This window comes from Burkholderia diffusa (genome assembly GCF_902499115.1).
In the GTDB taxonomy this organism is placed as follows: domain Bacteria; phylum Pseudomonadota; class Gammaproteobacteria; order Burkholderiales; family Burkholderiaceae; genus Burkholderia; species Burkholderia diffusa.
The window spans coordinates 138,150-156,866 of the sequence record NZ_CABVPN010000001.1; the positions used below are offsets into that span (position 1 = coordinate 138,150).

An 18,717-nucleotide genomic window follows, 5' to 3' on the forward strand; every position below is an offset into this window, starting at 1 on the left:
CAATCCGAACGAATTAAAACAACACCGGCGGACCGTGCCACGCGCGAGTCCGCCGTCATCTACGAGAGACAACATGTCACCTTATATTGCGGAATTCATCGGCACGGCGATCCTCGTGCTGCTCGGCAACGGCGCGGTCGCAAACGTGCTGCTTGCGAAGACCAAGGGCAAAGGCGCGGACCTCATCGTGATCGTCATGGGCTGGGCGATGGCGGTGTTCGTCGCCGTCTACGTGACCGCGTCATTCAGCGGCGCGCACCTGAACCCGATCGTCACGATCAGCCTCGCGCTCGCGGGCAAGTTCGCATGGTCGAAGGTCGGCGGCTACATCCTCGCGCAGATGCTCGGCGGGATGGCCGGCGCGCTGCTCGTGTGGCTCGCGTATCGCCAGCACTTCGCGAAGGAGGTCGATGCGGACCTGAAGCTCGCGGTGTTCTGCACGGCGCCCGCCATCCGCAGCACCACGCACAACGTGCTGACCGAAGCCATCTGCACGTTCGTGCTGATCCTCGGCGTGCTGTACCTCGCGTCGCCGCAGATCGGTCTCGGCGCGCTCGACGCACTGCCCGTCGGCCTGCTCGTGCTTGGCATCGGCATCTCGCTCGGCGGCCCGACCGGCTATGCGATGAGCCCGGCGCGCGACCTGTCGCCGCGCATCATGCACGCGCTGCTGCCGATTCCCGGCAAGCGCGACAGCGACTGGCGCTATGCGTGGGTGCCGGTGATCGGCCCGCTGCTCGGCGGCGCCGCGGCGGCCGGCCTGTATCTGCACCTGCACGCGATGGCCTGATCGCGGGTTCGATCGAGCTCGATCCCGAGCACGCGGCAGCAACTGCCGCGTGCTTCCGCCTCCCCCTTCCGCCCTGCTTTCGTCACACGATCGACGACGCGCCCGCCTCGCTCTCGCCGGGCAACGCCGCGGTGACGCCTCGGCCTGACGGAGTGCATAGTCGGGACGGGACGCAGGCGCCGAACGGCTCGCGGTGCAACTTCGAAAGCACGTATCATGGCGGGATGCTCGGCGTCGCCGACACCCCGCTTCTTCACCATCATGCTCGATCACCTTATCTGCGACTGCGACGGCGTCCTCGTCGACAGCGAAGTCATCGCCGACCGCGTGCTGTTCGAAACGCTGTCCGCCACCTTCCCTCACCTCGATTTCGAAGACGCCGCGAAGTCCGCCTTCGGCCAGCAGACATCGCGCTTTCTCGCCGGGCTCGAAGCGCGTTTCGGCATCCGGATGCCCGACGACTTCATCGAGACCGTCGAGCGCAACATCGAGACCGGTCTCGCACAATCGCTCGCGCCGATCAGCGGCGTGCGCGACGCGCTGCTGAAGGTCAGCCTGCCGGCCGCGGTGGTATCGAACAGCCGGCTCGTGCGCGTGCGCAGTTCGCTGAAGCGCGCATCGCTCACCGAAATCTTCGGCGATCGCGTGTTCAGCTCCGAGCAGGTCGCACGGCCGAAACCCTATCCCGACGTCTACCTGCACGCGGCGCAGACGCTCGGCGTCGCGCCGACGCGCTGCATCGTCGTGGAGGACAGCGTGTCGGGCCTGAACGCCGCGCGTGCGGCGGGGATGAAGACGATCGCGTTCGTCGGCGCGAGCCACATCCCGGACAACTACGCGGACGCGCTGCGCGCGATGGGCATCACGCGGATCATGCGCAGGATGAATGAACTGCCGGCGCTCGTCGAAGCCGGCCTGCGCGGCGAATTCGGCGACGTGCAGTCCTGACGGACGGTCGCGCCGGAGCCACATGACCGGCGTGCGGCTCGATGCGCACGCCGTCCCGCGGGCGCATCGGCGCGCCCGCTACACCGATCGTCAGGCCGGCTCGCAGCAGCGCTCGCGCGCGGCCGCCAGCGCCTCGCGGAATTCGACGAGTTCCGCGATCGTCAGCATCGGCAACCCGTGCTGCTGCGCGAAACGCTCGACGTCGTCGCCGCGCGTCATCGTGCCGTCCGGATTCATCAGCTCGCACAGCACGCCCGCCGGCTTCAGGCCAGCGAGGATCGACAGGTCGACCGTTCCTTCGGTGTGACCGCGGCGCGCAAGCACGCCGCCCGGTTGCGCACGCAGCGGAAACACGTGGCCGGGGCGCACGATGTCGTACGGCTTCGCATCGTCGGCGATCGCCGCGCGGATCGTCGTCACGCGATCGGCCGCGGACACGCCGGTATGCACGCCTTCGCGCGCCTCGATCGACACGGTGAACGCGGTGCCGTTGCGGCTCTCGTTGGTCTGCACCATCGGCGGCAGCTCGAGCGCGCGGACCTTGTCGTCGGTCAGGCACAGGCACACGATGCCGCTGCACTCGCGGATCAGGAGCGCCATCGTCTCGGGCGTGATGCGCTCGGCGGCGACGATCAGGTCGGCCTCGTTTTCACGGTCGTGATCGTCCTGCAACACGACCGCGCGGCCCGCGCGCAACGCGTCGAGCGCGGCGGCGATGCGCGGCGGCACCGGTTCGGAATCGAGCAACGGGAGATCGGCAAAGGCGTCGGCGGGTGCCGACGAAACGGACATGAAGGACATGTGAAACGCTCCTCGCAATTACGATTTGGGCGAAAAACGTTTCAGGGCATTGCAAACAGACAGAACGACAACCCGCTTCGCACGCATGGCAAAGCGGCCCTGACGGACATGACTATCTGCACATCTTCTCTCATCCGGACTGTGACCGTCGGCTCTGGTATTCGACCAGATCTGCTGACCCCGCGCGGATGCGCGAGCGCTCGCGGGCTCGCCGGCTAACGCCAGCCTACCGCCGGTGGGGAATTTCGCCCCGCCCTGAAGACGCACTGATTACCGGCCGGGGTCTACCCCGGAACCGGCGGGCCAAGCATACATCAGCTGCGCACGCGGCGCAGCGAACCACACTTAAAACCTTACTGACGACTCCGTCTAACGGCACCGTCCGAACGGCCGACACCGGGCCTGCACGCCGTCCTGAACGGAACCGGCGCCGGCCCTGCGAGCCGCGCGTTCAGCCGGCCGCGTGCGCGGCGTCGGGCACGAGCCAGCGCGGCGGCACCTCGGGGCTCACCGTCACGCGGAACGCTCGCGCCTCGCTATCGCCCGGATTGCGCAGGCTGTACGGCTGGTCGGCGTCGAACACGATCGCGTCGCCGGTCGCGAGCAGCTGGCGCCGATCGTGCACGCCGACTTCGAGCGTGCCTTCGCTGACGACCAGGTTGACCGTCGTGCCGGGCGCGCGGCGCGTGCCGGGTTCCGTGTGCAGCGGCGCGATCCGCAGCTCGTGGAATTCGGCCGCGGCAGGCTCGCCTTCCGGATACAGCGCGCGCGCCGAGAAGCGGCCGTTCGAGCTGACGACGCGCGCCGCGCGCTCGGCCGCCAGATGCTCGAAGCCGTTCACCGCATGACGGCGCAGGAACGCGGCGACCGATACCTTCAGCGCCGCGGCGATCTTGCAGAGCACCTTGATCGACGGCACGCTGCGCGCGGATTCGATCTGCGCGAGCATCGCGCGCGACACGCCGGACAGCCGCGCGAGCGCATCGAGCGACAGCTGCCGCTCGGCGCGCAAGCGCGCGAGATTCACGCCGACAACCTGCTCGAGGACGTCGAGCGACGCGGACGTCCGCGCGTCGGCGGCATTGCCGGACTCGAAGGAAGACACGTCGCGCACCAGCGCCAGGGGTGAAGACATAACATGGCCTCCGGGCCGCCGCGCGGCCCTGCGAATGGGGTTAGCCGGAATCGGGTTGCGCCACGAACGGCGCGTATCGAGACGCTATCACCCGGTCCCGACCCGGCAAACGAAGTTATCTTCACACCGTTATCAGCATCGCGGAGGAAAGCGTTTCTCGCGAACCTTTTCCTGTCGCCATAGCGCCGGCACACCGCCGCCCGGTGCACCGCTCAATGCGCGGCCGGTGCCGCGCAGCGCGCCGGTGCGCGGGCATCGAGCCGCATCGCGAGCCACGTGACGACGAGCGCCGCGAACGTCACCGCGACGGCGACCCACGGCAACGCATCGAGCGCAAAGCCGTGCCCCAGCGCGAGACCGCCGAGCCACGCGCCGCCCGCGTTGCCGACGTTGAACGCGCCGATGTTCAGTGTCGACGCGAGATGCGGCGCGCTCGCGGCCTTTTCGACTACGCGGGCCTGCAGCGGCGGCACCGTCGCGAACGCGGCGATCCCCCAGACGAATACGGTCACCGCGGCCGCGACTGGCAGGTGGCTCGTCTTCGCGAATACGGCCATCACGGCCATCAGCGCGACCAGGATCGCGATCAGCGACGGCATCAGCGCGCGGTCGGCGAGCCTGCCGCCGAGCATGTTGCCGACCGTCAGCCCCGCGCCGAACAGCACGAGGATCAACGCGACCGCACGCGGCGAATAACCGGTGACGGTTTCGAGGATCGGCGCGATGTACGTGAACACGACGAACACGCCGCCGAAACCGAGCACGGTCATCAGGAGCGCGAGCCAGACCTGCGGCTCCTTCAGCACCCGCACTTCGTGGCCGAGGCCGACGGGCCCGCTGTCGTGGCGGTTCGGCACCAGCAGGGCGACGCCGCCGAGCGACAGCACGCCGAGCGCGGCGACGATCCAGAACGATGCGCGCCAGCCGAGCAGCTGGCCGACGAACGTGCCGAACGGCACGCCGAGCACGTTCGACAGCGTGAGGCCCGTGAACATCAGCGCGATCGCGCTCGCGCGCTTGTCGGCCGGCACGAGCGACGCGGCCACCACCGCGCCGATCCCGAAGAACGAGCCGTGCGCGAACGACGTGACGACGCGCGCGACCATCAGCATCGCGTAGCCGGACGCGGTCGCGCACAACACGTTGCCGACGATGAAGATCGCCATCAGCAGCTGCAGCGCGGCCTTGCGCGGCATGCGGCTCGTCAGCACCGCGAGCAGCGGCGCGCCGACCGCGACGCCGAGCGCGTAGCCCGTGACCAGCAGGCCGGCCGACGGCAGCGACACGGCGAGGTCGTGCGCGACTTCGGGCAGGAGTCCCATGATGATGAATTCGGTGGTGCCGATGGCGAAGGCGCTGATCGCGAGCGCCAGTAACGGTATGGGCATGACGTTCTCCGAAAAGGCGGCGGACGCGGCAGCCGGTCCGTACCGCACCGCACAAAAAGCGGGATGTGCGCGCATTGTCCCGAATACGCCTATCTTTGATAATTGGCGCGGCATTTGAACCATTTTCAAAAGATTGTGGAAAATCCGATGGATCGACTGGGCGACATCCGGCTGTTTGTCGAGGCGGCGGAACTGGGCAGCCTGTCCGCGGCAGGGCGCAAGCTGAACCTCACGCCGGCCGCCGCGAGCGCGCGCCTCGCGAAGCTCGAGGCGAAAGTCGCGACGCGGCTGTTCGAGCGCTCGACGCGGCAGCTGCGCCTCACCGACGAAGGCCGGCTCTACCTGAACTGCTGCCGGCAGGCGCTGCAGGCGCTCGACGACGCACACGCGCTACTGCAGGAAGGCCGCAACGTGGTGGCCGGCAAGGTGCGGCTGTCGTCGACGTCCGATTTCGGCCGCAATCAGCTGCTCGACTGGCTCGACGAATTCACCACGCTGCATCCGGGCGTCACGTTCTCGCTGACGGCGTCCGATTCGTCGTCGAACCTGTGGCAGGACGAGATCGACCTCGCGATCCGCTTCGCCGCCCCGCCCGACGGCGCGCTGATCGCACGCCGGCTCGCCGCGAACCGGCGCGTGCTGTGCGCGGCGCCGTCGTTCGTCGAGCGCCACGGCGTGCCGGCCGATCCGCACGATCTGGCCCGCTTTCCGTGCAACGTGATCACGATCGCGTCGGGCCCGATGAACACGTGGCGCTTCACGCGCGGCGACGAGGTACAGACCCACACGGTGCCGGTGTCGACGGCTTTCGAGACCAACGACGGCGGCCTCACCCGCGAATGGACGCTGCGCGGCCACGGCATCGCGCTGAAGTCGCTCTGGGACATCGCCGACGACGTGCGCGCCGGCCGGCTGCGCGTGCTACTGCCCGACTGGCGACACCAGGACGCGCCGCTGCACGCGCTCTATCACGGCAAGCGCTACATGGCGCCGCGCGTGCGCGTGCTGCTCGACTTCCTCGCCGAACGCTTCGCGCGCGAGGAAGCGGCGCTCGACGACCTGCTGAACGCGTGCCGCTGAAGGTTGCCGCGCCGCCATATCGGGGTCGGAGTTCAATGAAAGGCGTCGCGCGGCAGCAACCTGCCGCCCGCCCGGAGCAGCGCGTAAAGCTATAATGGAAAGCTTTCCCGACGGCTTTTCATGCATGCGCGAGTATTCGCGACATGTTCGCTCGACGCGCACCGCGCGCCCCGGTCCGCCACGCTGCACCGGCAGCAGCCGTCCCGATTCACCCTTGACGACGCCCCCAGGTCAACCACTGCGAACGGCGAATCCCCATGACCAAGAAAGTTTACGTAAAGACCTTCGGCTGCCAGATGAACGAGTACGACTCGGACAAGATGGTGGACGTGCTCAATGCCGCCGAAGGCCTCGAAAAGACCGATACCCCGGAAGACGCGGACATCATCCTGTTCAACACGTGCTCGGTGCGCGAGAAGGCGCAGGAAAAGGTGTTCTCCGACCTCGGCCGCGTGCGCGAGCTGAAGGAAGCGAAGCCGGGCCTGCTGATCGGCGTCGGCGGCTGCGTCGCCAGCCAGGAAGGCGCGTCGATCGTGTCGCGCGCGCCGTACGTCGACCTCGTGTTCGGCCCGCAGACGTTGCACCGCCTGCCGCAGATGATCGATGCGCGCCGCGAAAGCGGCCGCGCGCAGGTCGACATCACGTTCCCCGAGATCGAGAAGTTCGACCACCTGCCGCCCGCGCGCGTCGAGGGGCCGAGCGCGTTCGTGTCGATCATGGAAGGCTGCTCGAAGTACTGCAGCTACTGCGTCGTGCCGTACACGCGCGGCGACGAAGTGTCGCGTCCGCTCGACGACGTGCTGACCGAAGTGGCCGGCCTCGCCGATCAGGGCGTGCGCGAAGTCACGCTGCTCGGCCAGAACGTGAACGCGTATCGCGGCGCGCTGACGGCCGGTTCGACCGAGATCGCCGATTTCGCGACGCTGATCGAATACGTCGCCGACATCCCCGGCATCGAGCGAATCCGCTACACGACGTCGCATCCGAAGGAATTCACGCAGCGCCTGATCGACACCTATGCGAAGGTGCCGAAGCTCGTGAGCCACCTGCACCTGCCGGTCCAGCACGGCTCCGACCGCATCCTGATGGCGATGAAGCGCGGCTACACCGTGCTCGAATACAAGTCGGTGATCCGCAAGCTGCGCGCGATCCGCCCGGACCTGTCGCTGTCGACCGACATGATCGTCGGCTTCCCCGGCGAGACCGAGGAAGATTTCGACAAGATGATGGCGCTCGTGCACGAGATGAGCTACGACACCAGCTTCTCGTTCATCTACAGCCCGCGCCCCGGCACGCCGGCCGCGAACCTGCACGACGACACGCCGCGCGAGGTCAAGCTCAAACGCCTGCAACATCTGCAGGCGACCATCGAGGAAAACGTCGCGCGCATCAGCCAGTCGATGGTCGGGAAGGTCGAGCGGATCCTCGTCGAGGGCCCGTCGCGCAAGGACCCGAACGAACTGTCGGGCCGCACCGAGAACAACCGGGTCGTGAACTTCCCGGCGCCGCTCGCGTCGCACCCGCGCCTGATCGGCCAGATGATCGACGTGAAGATCAATCATGCGTACCCGCACTCGCTGCGCGGCGAGCTCCTGCTCGTGAGCGACGACGCGAGCGCGGCCACCCACTGACCTGACCGACTGACGTTCAACAGGAGCCCGACGCTACTTTGAAGACCGTCCAAGCACTGGAATTCACCGCGCCGCGCGACGACAACGCGCGCCTCGCCAACCTCTGCGGCCCGCTCGACGAGAACCTGCGGCAGATCGAACAGGCGCTCGACGTCACGCTCGCGCGGCGCGGCCACCGGATCACGATCCGCGGGCGCGGCGCGAAGCTCGCGCTCGCGGCGCTCGAGAACTTCTACAACCGCGCGCGCGATCCGCTGTCGGTCGACGATATCCAGCTCGCGCTGGTCGAAGTGCGCCACACGTCCGGCAACGGCCGCCAGGACACGATCGACGTGCGCTTTCGCGGCGACCCCGACCATCCGTTCGACGAGCCCGTCGTGCAGCTCGACGCGGACACGCCGGACGAAGAGCCCGCGCCGAAGCTCTATACGCGGCGCGCCGACCTGCGCGGTCGCACGCCCGCGCAGCGCGAATACCTGAAGCAGATCCTGTCGCACGACGTGACGTTCGGCATCGGGCCGGCCGGCACCGGCAAGACCTACCTCGCGGTCGCATGCGCGGTCGACGCACTGGAGCGCGACCAGGTCAAGCGGATCGTGCTGACGCGTCCGGCCGTCGAGGCCGGCGAGCGGCTTGGCTTCCTGCCGGGCGATCTCGCGCAGAAGGTCGACCCGTACCTCCGGCCGCTGTACGACGCGCTGTACGACCTGCTCGGCTTCGACAAGACCGCGAAGATGTTCGAGCGCCAGATGATCGAGATCGCGCCGCTCGCCTATATGCGCGGCCGCACGCTGAACCACGCGTTCATCATCCTCGACGAGGCGCAGAACACGACGCCCGAGCAGATGAAGATGTTCCTCACGCGGATCGGCTTCGGCTCGAAGGCCGTCGTCACCGGCGACACGAGCCAGGTCGACCTGCCGCGCGGGCACAAGAGCGGCCTCGTCGAGGCGCAGCAGGTGCTCGGCGGCGTGCGCGGCATCGCGCTCACGCGCTTCACGAGCGCGGACGTCGTGCGCCATCCGCTCGTCGCGCGCATCGTCGAGGCGTACGACGAGTTCCACGCGCAGCATCAGGACGGCTGACTGGCGGCGCCCGCGCGCTGCCCCGGCCTGCCGGCCCGGCCCGCCCGACGGCGCGCCGGGCTTTTTTTCACCCGCGCGCGGCCGTTTCGAATTCGGGAGCGATCGGCCGTTTGGTGTATCCTCAACGCGTTCCAATCGCCGCACCCGTCATGAAATCTTCCCGTTCCCGCAAGTCCGGGCGCGACCAGTCCGCCGCGCCCGATTTCCCCCGTCTCTCGCTGTTCGATGCGAAGGGCAAGGCCCGGACCGTCAGCGCGCAAGGGCTTCGAATCGACTTCCCCGACGGCCGCAGCCTGATGTTCGACCTGTCGGGCAGTTCGGGCGAGGCGGCCGTTGCGATCGTTGCGCAGCACCACGATCCTGCGATGCGCGCGAAGCTTGCGCTGCAGCCCGAGCACTACGACAGCGTCACGCTGCACGTGGGTGCCGAACCCGCGCCGCGCGACGAGGAAATCGCGGAAATGGCGAACGAGGTGCGCGAGCTGGAGCTCGACCTGTCCGTGCAGTACGGTGACGAAATCACCGGCGACATCCGCAAGACGCTTCCCAAGCGCAAGCTGATCGCCGAATGGATCGAGCCGGCGCTGTTCGCGAGCGCGCAGCTCACCGTGCGCTTCGTCGGCGAGGAGGAAGGTCGCACGCTGAACGCCGGCTACCGCCACAAGGACTACCCGACCAACGTGCTGACCTTCGCGTACGACCCGGCGCCCGACGGCACCGTGATCGGCGACCTCGTGCTGTGCTGCCCGGTCGTCGAGAAGGAAGCGCACGACCAGGGCAAGCCGCTCGCCGCCCACTACGCGCACCTGCTGGTGCATGGCGCGCTGCACGCGCAGGGCTACGATCACGAGACGAGCGACGAGGACGCCGCCGAAATGGAAGCGCTCGAAGTCGACATCCTCGCGAAACTGGGCTTTCCGAACCCGTACCAGTAAAGCCGTCCGCACCATGCACCACGCCGCGCTGCTGCCGCCCGCCTACCCGCCGTCGATCGGCGAGGGACGGCTGCTGACGGACGATGAGCTCGCCGCGTCGCTCGCGCACACGATGCGCGACTGGGATGGCCGGCAGGATCTCTGGCTGTTCGGCTATGGCTCGCTGATCTGGAACCCCGGGCTGCCGACCGTCTCCGCCGTGCGCGGCAAGGTGCATGGCTATCATCGTGGGCTCTACCTGTGGTCCCGCGTGAACCGCGGCACGCCCGAACGTCCGGGCCTCGTGCTCGCGCTCGATCGCGGCGGCTCGTGCTCGGGCATCGCATTCCGGCTCGCGGGCCCGACGGCGCAGCCGCATCTCGAGACGTTGTGGAAACGCGAAATGCCGATGGGGTCGTACCGGCCCGCGTGGCTGCCGTGCTCGCTCGAAACCGGCGAACGCGTGCGCGCACTCGCATTCGTGATGCGCCGCGACGTGCCCACTTACACCGGCAAGCTTACCGACCCCGTCGTCAAGGAAGTGTTCAGCTGCGCGGCCGGCCGCTACGGCACGACGCTCGACTACGTGAGCCGCACCGTGGACGCGCTGCGTGCGAGCGGCATCCCCGATCGCGCGCTGGAAGGGCTGCTCGCGCGATGCCGGTGACGCTCGACAGGGCCGGCCGCACCGCCCGTGCACGCGAAGGCGGCACGACGCCCATGAAACCGGCACGCAAATCGCGCATGACGCTGGCCGCGCTGCTCGTCGCCGCGAGCGTCGCGCTGTCCGGCTGCGGCATCCTCGGCTGCGGCGGCGCGGCGACCAACGGCGCGGCTGCCGGCGGCTGCTCTGCCGGCATGCGCTTCTGAGGGCCCGAACGTGGGCTCGGCTTGTCGCGCTCGCGACGAAATGCCGCTGACACCGACTGACCGGCCGGTCGCCCCCGCTTTTTTGCCGCCGCTGCCCCGCCGCCCCTTTCTGAGATAGGATGGAGACGAAGGACGGCGCCGCGCCCGGCGCGGCTGTTCCCGAGCGGGGCTCGCGCGCCGCATGCCCTTGGCCGGACGGCCGGGGCGACACGGCCGCGCCATGTCCTTGGTGTATCCTTGCCTACTCCGTGACCGCGCGCTCCGGCATGACCCGGGCGCACCACCATGAACGATTCGTATCCCAGTCGTAAGCTCACCGACAAACCGCAAGAAAAGCGCTCGCTGCTCGAGCGCCTGACCGACTTCATCTCGCCCGAGCCGGAATCCCGGACCGAGTTGCTGGAAATTCTCCAGGACGCCCACGAACGCAACCTGATCGACGCCGATTCGCTGTCGATGATCGAAGGCGTGTTCCAGGTGTCCGACCTGTGCGCCCGCGACATCATGGTGCCGCGCGCGCAGATGGACGCGATCAACATCGCCGACAAGCCCGAAGACTTCATCCCGTTCGTCCTCGAGAAGGCGCACTCGCGCTACCCCGTGTTCGAGGAGAACCGCGACAACGTGATCGGCGTGCTGCTCGCGAAGGACCTGCTGCGCTTCTATGCCGAAGATGAATTCGACGTGCGCGGGATGCTGCGCCCCGCCGTGTTCATTCCCGAATCGAAGCGCCTGAACGTGCTGCTACACGACTTCCGCGTGAACCGCAACCACCTCGCGATCGTCGTCGACGAATACGGCGGCGTCGCTGGCCTCATCACGATCGAGGACGTGCTCGAACAGATCGTCGGCGACATCGAGGACGAATACGACTTCGATGAGGAAGCCGGCAACATCATCTCCGGGCCGGACGGCCGCTACCGCGTGCGCGCGCTCACCGAGATCCAGCAGTTCAACGAGACGTTCGGCACCGACTTCCCCGACGACGAGGTCGACACGATCGGCGGGCTGATCACCCATCACTTCGGCCGCGTGCCGCACCGCGGCGAGAAGCTGCAGCTCGGCAACCTCGTGTTCGAGATCCAGCGCGGCGATGCGCGCCAGGTCCACGTGCTGCTGGTGCGCCGCAACCCGCTCGCGAGCCGCCGCGCCGAAACCTCGCACGAGGACTGACCGTCTCGCGCCGGCCGCGTCTCCTTCAACCGCTCGCCCTCTTTCGCTTCACATGGACGATCCGATCCCGTCTCGCCCGGCTGGCGGCCTTTGCACGCCGGCCCCCGGCCGCACGCTGCCGCGCTGGCACTATCCGGCCGCATTGCTCGCCGGCGCGGCCAATACGCTCAGCTTCGCACCGACCCCGCACGGCGGCTGGCTGCAGCTCGCCGTATTCGTCTGGTTTTTCGCGCAGCTGACGCGCACGTCGAGCTGGCGCGGCGCCGCGCTCACCGGCGGCGCGTTCGGCTTCGGCAACTTCATCAGCGGCATCTGGTGGCTGTACATCAGCATGCACGTCTACGGCGAGATGGCCGCGCCGCTCGCGGGCGGCGCGCTGGTGCTGTTCTCGCTCTACCTGTCGCTGTACCCGGCGTTCTCGGCGGGGCTCTGGTCGTTCTGCGCGGGCCATGCGTGGCATCGCCGCGCACCCGATCCGCGGCCGTTCTCGCCGAGCTGGCACGGCGCGTTCGCCTTCGCGAGCGCATGGGCGCTCGGCGAATGGCTGCGCGGCACCGTGTTCACAGGCTTTCCGTGGCTCGCGAGCGGCTATCCGCAGGTCGACGGCCCGTTCGCGGGCTTCGCGCCGGTCGTCGGCGTGTACGGGGTCGCCTGGGTGCTCGCGCTGTTCGCCGCGCTGGTCGTGCAGGCGCTCGTCGCCGGCCGCCGGTCGCCCGAATTCGAATCGGAATCCGGCGGCGCCGGCAACGCGCGCGTGCGCGTCGTCGCGCCGGCCGGCATCGCCGTCGCGCTCGTCGCGGCCGGCCTCGGGCTGTCGCAGGCCACGTGGACCGTGCCCGCGAACGCGCCGCTCACGGTGCGGCTGCTGCAGGGCAACGTGAAGCAGGACATCAAGTTCGAGCAGGAAGGCATCGACGCGGCGATCAAGATGTACACGCAGATGATCGTCGAGAAGCCCGCCGACCTGATCGTCACGCCGGAGACCGCGATCGCGGTGATGATCCAGGAGCTGCCCGAGCCGTTCGCCGTCGCGATCCGCAAGTTCAGCGACACGACGGGCTCGGCCGTGCTGTTCGGCGCGGTCGGCGCGTCGGTGACGCCGGACGGTCATTACGTCGATTACACGAACAGCCTGTACGGCGTGACGCCGCATTCGCGCGACATCTATCACTACGACAAGCACCATCTCGTGCCCTTCGGCGAATTCATCCCGTGGGGCTTCCGGTGGTTCGTCGACCTGATGAAGATGCCGCTCGGCGACTTCGCGCGCGGCGCGCCGGTGCAGAAGCCGTTCCTCGTGCACAACCAGCCGGTGATGGCCGACATCTGCTACGAGGACTTGTTCGGCGAGGAAATCGCCGCGACGATCCGCGACAACCCGCAGCCGCCCGGTGTGCTCGTCAACGTGACGAACCTCGCGTGGTTCGGCGACACGATCGCGCTCGACCAGCATCTGCAGATCGCGCGGATGCGCGCGCTCGAAACGGGCCGGCCGATGCTGCGCTCGACCAACACGGGGATGACGGCCGCGATCGACGCGCACGGCCGCGTGCTCGGCCAGCTCAAGCCGTTCACGATCGGCTCGCTCGACGTGCGCATCGAAGGCACGAGCGGCTTCACGCCTTACGTGACGAGCGGCAACAACATCGTGCTCGCTGTGTCGCTGGTGCTGCTCGCGTTCGGCTTCACGTTCGGGCCGGGCCTGCGCCGCCGCAACGGCGCGAAGGCCGGCGACGACCGGAACGCCTGACGCATCGGGCGGCCGTCGCACGCGGTGCGGCGGCCGCTCAGCCCCTGCGCTTCGCGTCCGCGGCCAGGGCGCGGAGATCCCGCCCGAGTGTCTCCATCACCGGCGCCCATGCGCCGAACGTCGGCTGCCGGTACAGCGTCGCGGTCGGATACCACGGGCTGTCGGTGCGCTCGAGCAGCCACGGCCAGTGCGGATTCACGTCGAGCAACACCCAGGTGCGCGCGCCGAGCGCGCCCGACAGGTGCGCGACTGACGTGCACACCGTGATCACCAGATCCAGCGCGCCGATGAAGGCGGCCGTATCATCGAAACTCTTCAGTTCGGCGGTAAAGTCCTCGATCGCGAAACCGGCTGCGCGCGCCGCGGCGACATCCGCTTCCGCACCCGGCTGCAGCGAGTGGAACGCAACGCCGTCGATACCGCGAAACGCATCGGCATAGCGCTCGAGCCCGACGCGCCGGAACGGATTGCGCTGGTGCCCCGCGCTGCCCGTCCACACGAGCCCGACTTTCAGCCGGCCGTCGCCCGCGAGCCGCGCCCGCCATGCGTCGCGCGCGTGCGGATCGGCATGCAGGTACGGCACCGATGCGCCGAGCGTCGACGTCTCCATCCCGAGCATCAGCGGCAGGCCGATGAGCGGCACTTCATAGTCGAAGGCAGGCAGCGCGTCGACGCCGCCGCCCGCGCTGAACGCGTCCGCATGTGCGCCGAGACTGCGCCGCATCAGCGTGCCCACCTGCGGAAACGTGTTCCACGCGAGCCGGCCGCCCTCGCGGTGCACGCGCTCGGCGAGCGGCGCGACGAAGCGCGCGAACTGCAGCACGTCGCCGAGCCCCTGCTCGCCCCAGACGAGCAGCGTCTTGCCCGCGAGCGGCTCGCCCTGCCAGCGCGGGCCGGGCAGCACCGGCCGCTGGCCGCGCAGCTCGCCGGCGCCGTCCCAGCGTGCTTCGTGGCCGCGCCAGCCCGCCGCGTAATTACCGCGCACGAGCTGGATGATCGCGAGGTTGAAACGGAACGACGCGTCGTCGGGCGCCAGCTCGCACGCGCGCGCCGCGTAGCGCTCGGCGTCGTCCCAGCGCTGCGCCTCCTTCATCGCCATCGCGATGTTGTTCGACGCGAGCGCGTTGTCCGGCGCGATCTCTGCAAGCCGTGCCGCACAGGCGAGCGCGCCGTCGAGGTCGAGCGTCGCGAGCCGCGCGACGATCAGGTTGATCCACGCCTGCACGTCGTGCGGGTCGGCTTCCACGGCCGCGTCGAGCAGCGCGATTTCCTCGCGGCGGTCGCCGCCCGACAGCCGCAGCGCGATCGCCAGGTTGTTGCGCAGCGACGGCCAGCGTGGATCGAGCGCGTAGGCGGCGCGGTAAGGCGCGACGGCATCCGCGTGACGACCGAGCATCTGCAGGGCGTAGCCATGATTGAAATGGCCACCGGCGTCCGGATGAATGCGCGCCGCGCACTCGGCCAGCGCGAGCGCGTCGGCCGTGCGCTGTCGCGCCACGAGCGTCACGGTGAGCTGCGAGAGCGCTGCCATGTCGACTGCGTGCAGATGGCCGGCGGCGGCGAGCCAGCGTGCGTATGCGTCGTGCTCGCCGCGCGCTTGCGCGTCGGCGGCCTGCCCGAGCAGCGCGAGCAGCGGCGGCATCAGTGGAATGAGGAGATCGTTCGAATCGTCCATGCGGTCCGGAGTGGAAAATCGGTCGCGCGACAGGCGTCGCACGCACCGCGATACGCGCATCTTAACGCCCGCGCAAAGCGGCGCGGCACGCGGTGCAACAAGCGCATCGCGACGCCGCACGCGCGCGCGCACCGCGCATACGGGCGAGCCGCGCACAGGCTGCGCACGGCTCGCCGGAACACCGCCGGCGGCACCTTCGTCCGCGTTCCAGCCGCATCCGCCCGCCGATCCGGTAAAATTGCACGTTTCAGCACACTAACAAGCCGCGCCGCCGCGCGAGCCGACCCTCCGGGCCCCGCCCGGAGCGCCGCCCGCAACGGAGCGCCAGCGCCACGAAGGCTCTTCATGCTTACGTTTCAGCAAATCATCCTGACGCTGCAGTCCTACTGGGACAAGCAGGGTTGCGCCCTGCTCCAGCCCATCGACATGGAAGTCGGCGCGGGCACGTCGCACGTTCACACGTTCCTGCGCGCGGTCGGCCCCGAGCCGTGGCGCGCCGCTTACGTGCAGCCGTCGCGCCGCCCGAAGGACGGCCGCTATGGCGAGAACCCGAACCGCCTGCAGCATTACTACCAGTACCAGGTCGTGCTCAAGCCGGCGCCGGAAAACATCCTCGACCTGTACCTCGGCTCGCTGGAAGCGCTCGGCTTCGACCTGCAGCAGAACGACGTGCGCTTCGTCGAGGACGACTGGGAGAACCCGACGCTCGGCGCGTGGGGCCTCGGCTGGGAAGTGTGGCTGAACGGGATGGAAGTCACGCAGTTCACGTATTTCCAGCAGGTCGGCGGCCTCGACTGCAAGCCGGTGCTCGGCGAAATCACGTACGGCCTCGAGCGCCTCGCGATGTACCTGCAGAAGGTCGAGAACGTGTACGACCTCGTGTGGACCGAGTGGGAAGAGCACGGCCCGAACGGCCCCGAGCTGCGCCGCCTGTCGTACGGCGACGTCTACCACCAGAACGAGGTCGAGCAGTCGACCTACAACTTCGAGCACGCGAACGTCGACCTGCTGTTCACGTTCTTCAACAGCTACGAAGCGGAAGCGAAGAAGATGATCGACGCGCAGCTCGCGCTGCCCGCGTACGAACTCGTGCTGAAGGCCGGCCACACGTTCAACCTGCTCGATGCGCGCGGCGCGATCTCGGTCACCGAGCGCGCGGCGTACATCGGCCGCATCCGCGCGCTGTCGCGTCTCGTCGCGCAGGCTTACTACGACTCGCGCGAGAAGCTCGGCTTCCCGATGCTCGGCAACCCGCCGGGCGTGCCGGGCCTCACCACCGACGCCCAGGACGCCGCCCAGCCGGCATGGGCGCCGCCGCTCAAGGTCGAACGCAAGATCGATCAGGACTGACGAGACGAGATTTATTCCAGACATGACGCACAATCATCCCGCCCCCCTGCTCGTCGAACTGCTGACCGAAGAGCTGCCGCCGAAGGCCCTCGCGCGCCTCGGCGACGCATTCGCCGAAGGCCTCGCGCAACGCCTCGCGGCGCGCGACCTCGTCGAAGGCGAACTCGTATTCGAACGCTACGCCACGCCGCGCCGCCTCGCGGTCGTCGTGCAGAACGTGCGCGCCGTCGCGCCTGAAAAGCAGGTCCGCGAAAAGGTCCTGCCCGTGTCGGTCGCGCTCGACGCCGAAGGCAAGCCGACCGCCCCGCTCGCGAAGAAGCTCGCGGCGCTCGGCCATCCGAACCTGTCGATCGCCGATCTCGAGCGCGCGCAGGACGGCAAGGCCGAAGCGTTCTTCGTCAACTACTCGGCCGCCGGCGCGACGCTCGCCGACGGGCTGCAGGCCGCGCTCGACGAAACGCTCGAGAAGCTGCCGATCCCGAAGGTCATGACCTACCAGCGCCCGGACGGCTCCGACGTGAAGTTCGTGCGCCCGGTGCATCGCCTGACGGTGCTGCACGACGATCGCATCGTGCCCGTCACCGCGTTCGGCGTCGACGCCGGCGACACCACGCTCGGCCACCGCTTCCTGTCCGACGGCCTCGTCGCGATCCAGCATGCGCGCGCCTACGCCGACACGCTGCGCGACAAGGGCCGCGTGATCGCGCACTTCGCCGATCGCCGCGAAACGATCCGCACGCAGCTGAACGAGCACGCGAACGGCGACACCGTCGTGATGCCCGAATCGCTGCTCGACGAAGTGACGTCGCTGGTCGAATGGCCGGTCGTCTACCCGTGCCGCTTCGAGGACGAATTCCTGCAGGTTCCGCAGGAATGCCTGATCCTCACGATGCAGACGAACCAGAAGTATTTCGCGCTGACCGACATCGCCGGCAAGCTGCGCTCGCGCTTCCTGATCGTGTCGAACATCGAGACGAACACGCCGGGCGAGATCGTCGAAGGCAACGAGCGCGTCGTGCGCCCGCGCCTCGCCGACGCGAAATTCTTCTTCGAGCAGGACAAGAAGAAGCCGCTCGCCGAGCGCGTGCCGCTGCTCGCGAACGTCGTCTATCACAACAAGCTCGGTTCGGCGCTCGCGCGCGTCGAGCGCCTCGAAGTGCTGGCCGGCGAGATCGCGCCCGCGATCGGTGCCGACGCCACGCACGCGAAGCGCGCCGCGCGCCTCGCGAAGGCCGACCTGCTGACCGACATGGTCGGCGAGTTCCCGGAACTGCAGGGCACGATGGGCACGTACTACGCGCGCCACGACGGCGAAGCCGACGACGTCGCGCTCGCCTGCGCCGAGCACTACCAGCCGCGCTTCTCCGGCGACGCGCTGCCGACCACGCCGGTGTCCACCGCCGTCGCGCTGGCCGACAAGCTCGAGACGATCGTCGGCATCTGGGGCATCGGCCTCGCGCCGACCGGCGAGAAGGATCCGTTCGCGCTGCGCCGTCACGCGCTCGGCGTGCTGCGCCTGCTGGTCGAGAAGCAACTGCCGCTCGATCTCGTCTCGCTGCTGCGCACGGCGCACGCACGCTTCGAAGGCGTGCCGGGCGTCGCCGAATCGACCGATGCGATCTTCGCGTTCTTCATGGACCGGCTGCGCGGCCTGCTGCGCGAACGCGGCTACTCGGCAGGCGAAGTCGACGCGGTGCTGAGCCTGAACCCGACGCGCGTCGACGATCTCGTCGCGCGCCTCGACGCGGTGCGCGAATTCACGCGCCTCGCGGAAGCCGAAGCGCTCGCGGCCGCGAACAAGCGGATCTCGAACATCCTGAAGAAGTCGGAAGGCGGCGCGAACGGTGCGGTGCAGCCGACGCTGCTCGTCGAGGCCGCCGAAAAGGCGCTGCACGAACAGCTCGCGGCCGTGACGCCGCGCGTGCAGTCGCAGCTCGAGGCGCGTGAGTACACGGGCGCGCTGTCGGCGCTCGCGGCGCTGCGCGCGCCGGTCGACACGTTCTTCAACGACGTGATGGTCAACGCCGAGGATCCCGCGCTGCGCGCGAACCGTCTCGCGCTGCTGTCCGCGCTGCATCAGCAGATGAACTGCGTCGCCGACATCTCGAAGCTCGCCGCATAAGGGCC

Annotated in this window: 17 protein-coding genes and 1 riboswitch; of the genes, 13 read left to right on the forward strand and 4 right to left on the reverse strand. The window is 68.8% G+C overall.

From position 1 onward, the window contains the following. Window positions 1-73: 73 nt before the first annotated feature. Window positions 74-790, forward strand: coding sequence for an MIP/aquaporin family protein (locus BTE28158_RS00655; protein ID WP_151048840.1), 717 nt, complete (start codon window positions 74-76; stop codon window positions 788-790). A gap of 261 nt (window positions 791-1,051) precedes the next feature. Next, window positions 1,052-1,738, forward strand: coding sequence for an HAD family hydrolase (locus BTE28158_RS00660; RefSeq protein ID WP_059607745.1), 687 nt, complete (start codon window positions 1,052-1,054; stop codon window positions 1,736-1,738). Window positions 1,739-1,828: 90 nt separating this feature from the next. On the opposite strand, the gene ribB is transcribed toward BTE28158_RS00660, so the two are convergent. The 3 genes from ribB to BTE28158_RS00675 form a co-directional block, all read right to left on the reverse strand. Then, window positions 1,829-2,539 (reverse strand): 3,4-dihydroxy-2-butanone-4-phosphate synthase, encoded by a 711-nt coding sequence (ribB, locus tag BTE28158_RS00665; RefSeq protein ID WP_124621335.1) that lies wholly within the window; start codon window positions 2,537-2,539, stop codon window positions 1,829-1,831. Between the two features lie 118 nt (window positions 2,540-2,657). After that, a riboswitch (FMN riboswitch) is annotated at window positions 2,658-2,806 on the reverse strand. Between the two features lie 184 nt (window positions 2,807-2,990). After that, window positions 2,991-3,674, reverse strand: a complete 684-nt coding sequence (locus BTE28158_RS00670; protein WP_151048841.1) for a helix-turn-helix domain-containing protein — start codon at window positions 3,672-3,674, stop codon at window positions 2,991-2,993. A gap of 212 nt (window positions 3,675-3,886) precedes the next feature. Next, window positions 3,887-5,062 carry an MFS transporter gene (locus tag BTE28158_RS00675; RefSeq protein ID WP_124621331.1) on the reverse strand — a complete coding sequence of 392 codons (1,176 nt, stop codon included), beginning with the start codon at window positions 5,060-5,062 and terminating at the stop codon, window positions 3,887-3,889. Between BTE28158_RS00675 and BTE28158_RS00680 the strand changes: the two genes are divergently transcribed. From BTE28158_RS00680 to lnt, 9 genes are all read left to right on the forward strand, one after another. Next, window positions 4,995-5,180 (forward strand): hypothetical protein, encoded by a 186-nt coding sequence (locus BTE28158_RS00680; protein ID WP_170296421.1) that lies wholly within the window; start codon window positions 4,995-4,997, stop codon window positions 5,178-5,180. The genes BTE28158_RS00675 and BTE28158_RS00680 overlap by 68 nt on opposite strands. Window positions 5,181-5,209: 29 nt before the next feature. Further along, a complete protein-coding gene (locus BTE28158_RS00685; RefSeq protein ID WP_059607610.1) occupies window positions 5,210-6,142 on the forward strand; it encodes a LysR family transcriptional regulator in 933 nt (310 codons plus the stop codon). Window positions 6,143-6,399: 257 nt separating this feature from the next. Further along, a complete protein-coding gene (gene miaB / locus BTE28158_RS00690) occupies window positions 6,400-7,773 on the forward strand; it encodes a tRNA (N6-isopentenyl adenosine(37)-C2)-methylthiotransferase MiaB (RefSeq protein ID WP_059528119.1) in 1,374 nt (457 codons plus the stop codon). A 38-nt stretch (window positions 7,774-7,811) separates the two neighbouring features. Beyond that, window positions 7,812-8,858 carry a PhoH family protein gene (locus BTE28158_RS00695; RefSeq protein WP_059607614.1) on the forward strand — a complete coding sequence of 349 codons (1,047 nt, stop codon included), beginning with the start codon at window positions 7,812-7,814 and terminating at the stop codon, window positions 8,856-8,858. A gap of 149 nt (window positions 8,859-9,007) precedes the next feature. Further along, window positions 9,008-9,793 carry an rRNA maturation RNase YbeY gene (gene ybeY, locus BTE28158_RS00700; protein ID WP_059607616.1) on the forward strand — a complete coding sequence of 262 codons (786 nt, stop codon included), beginning with the start codon at window positions 9,008-9,010 and terminating at the stop codon, window positions 9,791-9,793. Between the two features lie 13 nt (window positions 9,794-9,806). Then, window positions 9,807-10,439 carry a gamma-glutamylcyclotransferase gene (locus BTE28158_RS00705; RefSeq protein ID WP_059607618.1) on the forward strand — a complete coding sequence of 211 codons (633 nt, stop codon included), beginning with the start codon at window positions 9,807-9,809 and terminating at the stop codon, window positions 10,437-10,439. A 53-nt stretch (window positions 10,440-10,492) separates the two neighbouring features. Next, window positions 10,493-10,642, forward strand: coding sequence for a hypothetical protein (locus tag BTE28158_RS00710; RefSeq protein WP_170296422.1), 150 nt, complete (start codon window positions 10,493-10,495; stop codon window positions 10,640-10,642). Between the two features lie 285 nt (window positions 10,643-10,927). Further along, complete coding sequence (locus BTE28158_RS00715) at window positions 10,928-11,815, forward strand: CorC family transporter (RefSeq protein ID WP_059607622.1); 888 nt, start codon at window positions 10,928-10,930, stop codon at window positions 11,813-11,815. 52 nt (window positions 11,816-11,867) lie between these two features. Next, window positions 11,868-13,565 carry an apolipoprotein N-acyltransferase gene (gene lnt / locus BTE28158_RS00720; protein WP_151048842.1) on the forward strand — a complete coding sequence of 566 codons (1,698 nt, stop codon included), beginning with the start codon at window positions 11,868-11,870 and terminating at the stop codon, window positions 13,563-13,565. Between the two features lie 37 nt (window positions 13,566-13,602). Here the strand turns inward: lnt and BTE28158_RS00725 are convergent, their stop codons facing one another. Continuing rightward, complete coding sequence (locus BTE28158_RS00725; protein WP_151048843.1) at window positions 13,603-15,240, reverse strand: tetratricopeptide repeat protein; 1,638 nt, start codon at window positions 15,238-15,240, stop codon at window positions 13,603-13,605. Between the two features lie 345 nt (window positions 15,241-15,585). On the opposite strand from BTE28158_RS00725, the gene glyQ reads away from it, so the two are divergent. Then, a complete protein-coding gene (gene glyQ / locus BTE28158_RS00730) occupies window positions 15,586-16,590 on the forward strand; it encodes a glycine--tRNA ligase subunit alpha (protein ID WP_082729061.1) in 1,005 nt (334 codons plus the stop codon). 22 nt (window positions 16,591-16,612) lie between these two features. After that, window positions 16,613-18,712 carry a glycine--tRNA ligase subunit beta gene (gene glyS / locus BTE28158_RS00735; protein ID WP_124621323.1) on the forward strand — a complete coding sequence of 700 codons (2,100 nt, stop codon included), beginning with the start codon at window positions 16,613-16,615 and terminating at the stop codon, window positions 18,710-18,712. Window positions 18,713-18,717: the final 5 nt, after the last annotated feature.

Excerpts from the sequence above, each read along its gene's own strand:
- BTE28158_RS00655 (WP_151048840.1), top strand. The coding sequence starts at position 74 with ATGTCACCTTATATTGCGGAATTCATCGGCACGGCGATCCTCGTGCTG.
- BTE28158_RS00710 (WP_170296422.1), top strand. The coding sequence starts at position 10,493 with ATGAAACCGGCACGCAAATCGCGCATGACGCTGGCCGCGCTGCTCGTC.
- BTE28158_RS00715 (WP_059607622.1), top strand. The coding sequence starts at position 10,928 with ATGAACGATTCGTATCCCAGTCGTAAGCTCACCGACAAACCGCAAGAA.
- BTE28158_RS00725 (WP_151048843.1), bottom strand. The coding sequence starts at position 15,240 with ATGGACGATTCGAACGATCTCCTCATTCCACTGATGCCGCCGCTGCTC.
- BTE28158_RS00680 (WP_170296421.1), top strand. The coding sequence starts at position 4,995 with ATGATGATGAATTCGGTGGTGCCGATGGCGAAGGCGCTGATCGCGAGC.
- BTE28158_RS00685 (WP_059607610.1), top strand. The coding sequence starts at position 5,210 with ATGGATCGACTGGGCGACATCCGGCTGTTTGTCGAGGCGGCGGAACTG.
- lnt (WP_151048842.1), top strand. The coding sequence starts at position 11,868 with ATGGACGATCCGATCCCGTCTCGCCCGGCTGGCGGCCTTTGCACGCCG.
- BTE28158_RS00670 (WP_151048841.1), bottom strand. The coding sequence starts at position 3,674 with ATGTCTTCACCCCTGGCGCTGGTGCGCGACGTGTCTTCCTTCGAGTCC.
- ribB (WP_124621335.1), bottom strand. The coding sequence starts at position 2,539 with ATGTCCTTCATGTCCGTTTCGTCGGCACCCGCCGACGCCTTTGCCGAT.
- BTE28158_RS00675 (WP_124621331.1), bottom strand. The coding sequence starts at position 5,062 with ATGCCCATACCGTTACTGGCGCTCGCGATCAGCGCCTTCGCCATCGGC.
- BTE28158_RS00660 (WP_059607745.1), top strand. The coding sequence starts at position 1,052 with ATGCTCGATCACCTTATCTGCGACTGCGACGGCGTCCTCGTCGACAGC.
- miaB (WP_059528119.1), top strand. The coding sequence starts at position 6,400 with ATGACCAAGAAAGTTTACGTAAAGACCTTCGGCTGCCAGATGAACGAG.
- ybeY (WP_059607616.1), top strand. The coding sequence starts at position 9,008 with ATGAAATCTTCCCGTTCCCGCAAGTCCGGGCGCGACCAGTCCGCCGCG.
- BTE28158_RS00705 (WP_059607618.1), top strand. The coding sequence starts at position 9,807 with ATGCACCACGCCGCGCTGCTGCCGCCCGCCTACCCGCCGTCGATCGGC.
- glyS (WP_124621323.1), top strand. The coding sequence starts at position 16,613 with ATGACGCACAATCATCCCGCCCCCCTGCTCGTCGAACTGCTGACCGAA.
- glyQ (WP_082729061.1), top strand. The coding sequence starts at position 15,586 with ATGCTTACGTTTCAGCAAATCATCCTGACGCTGCAGTCCTACTGGGAC.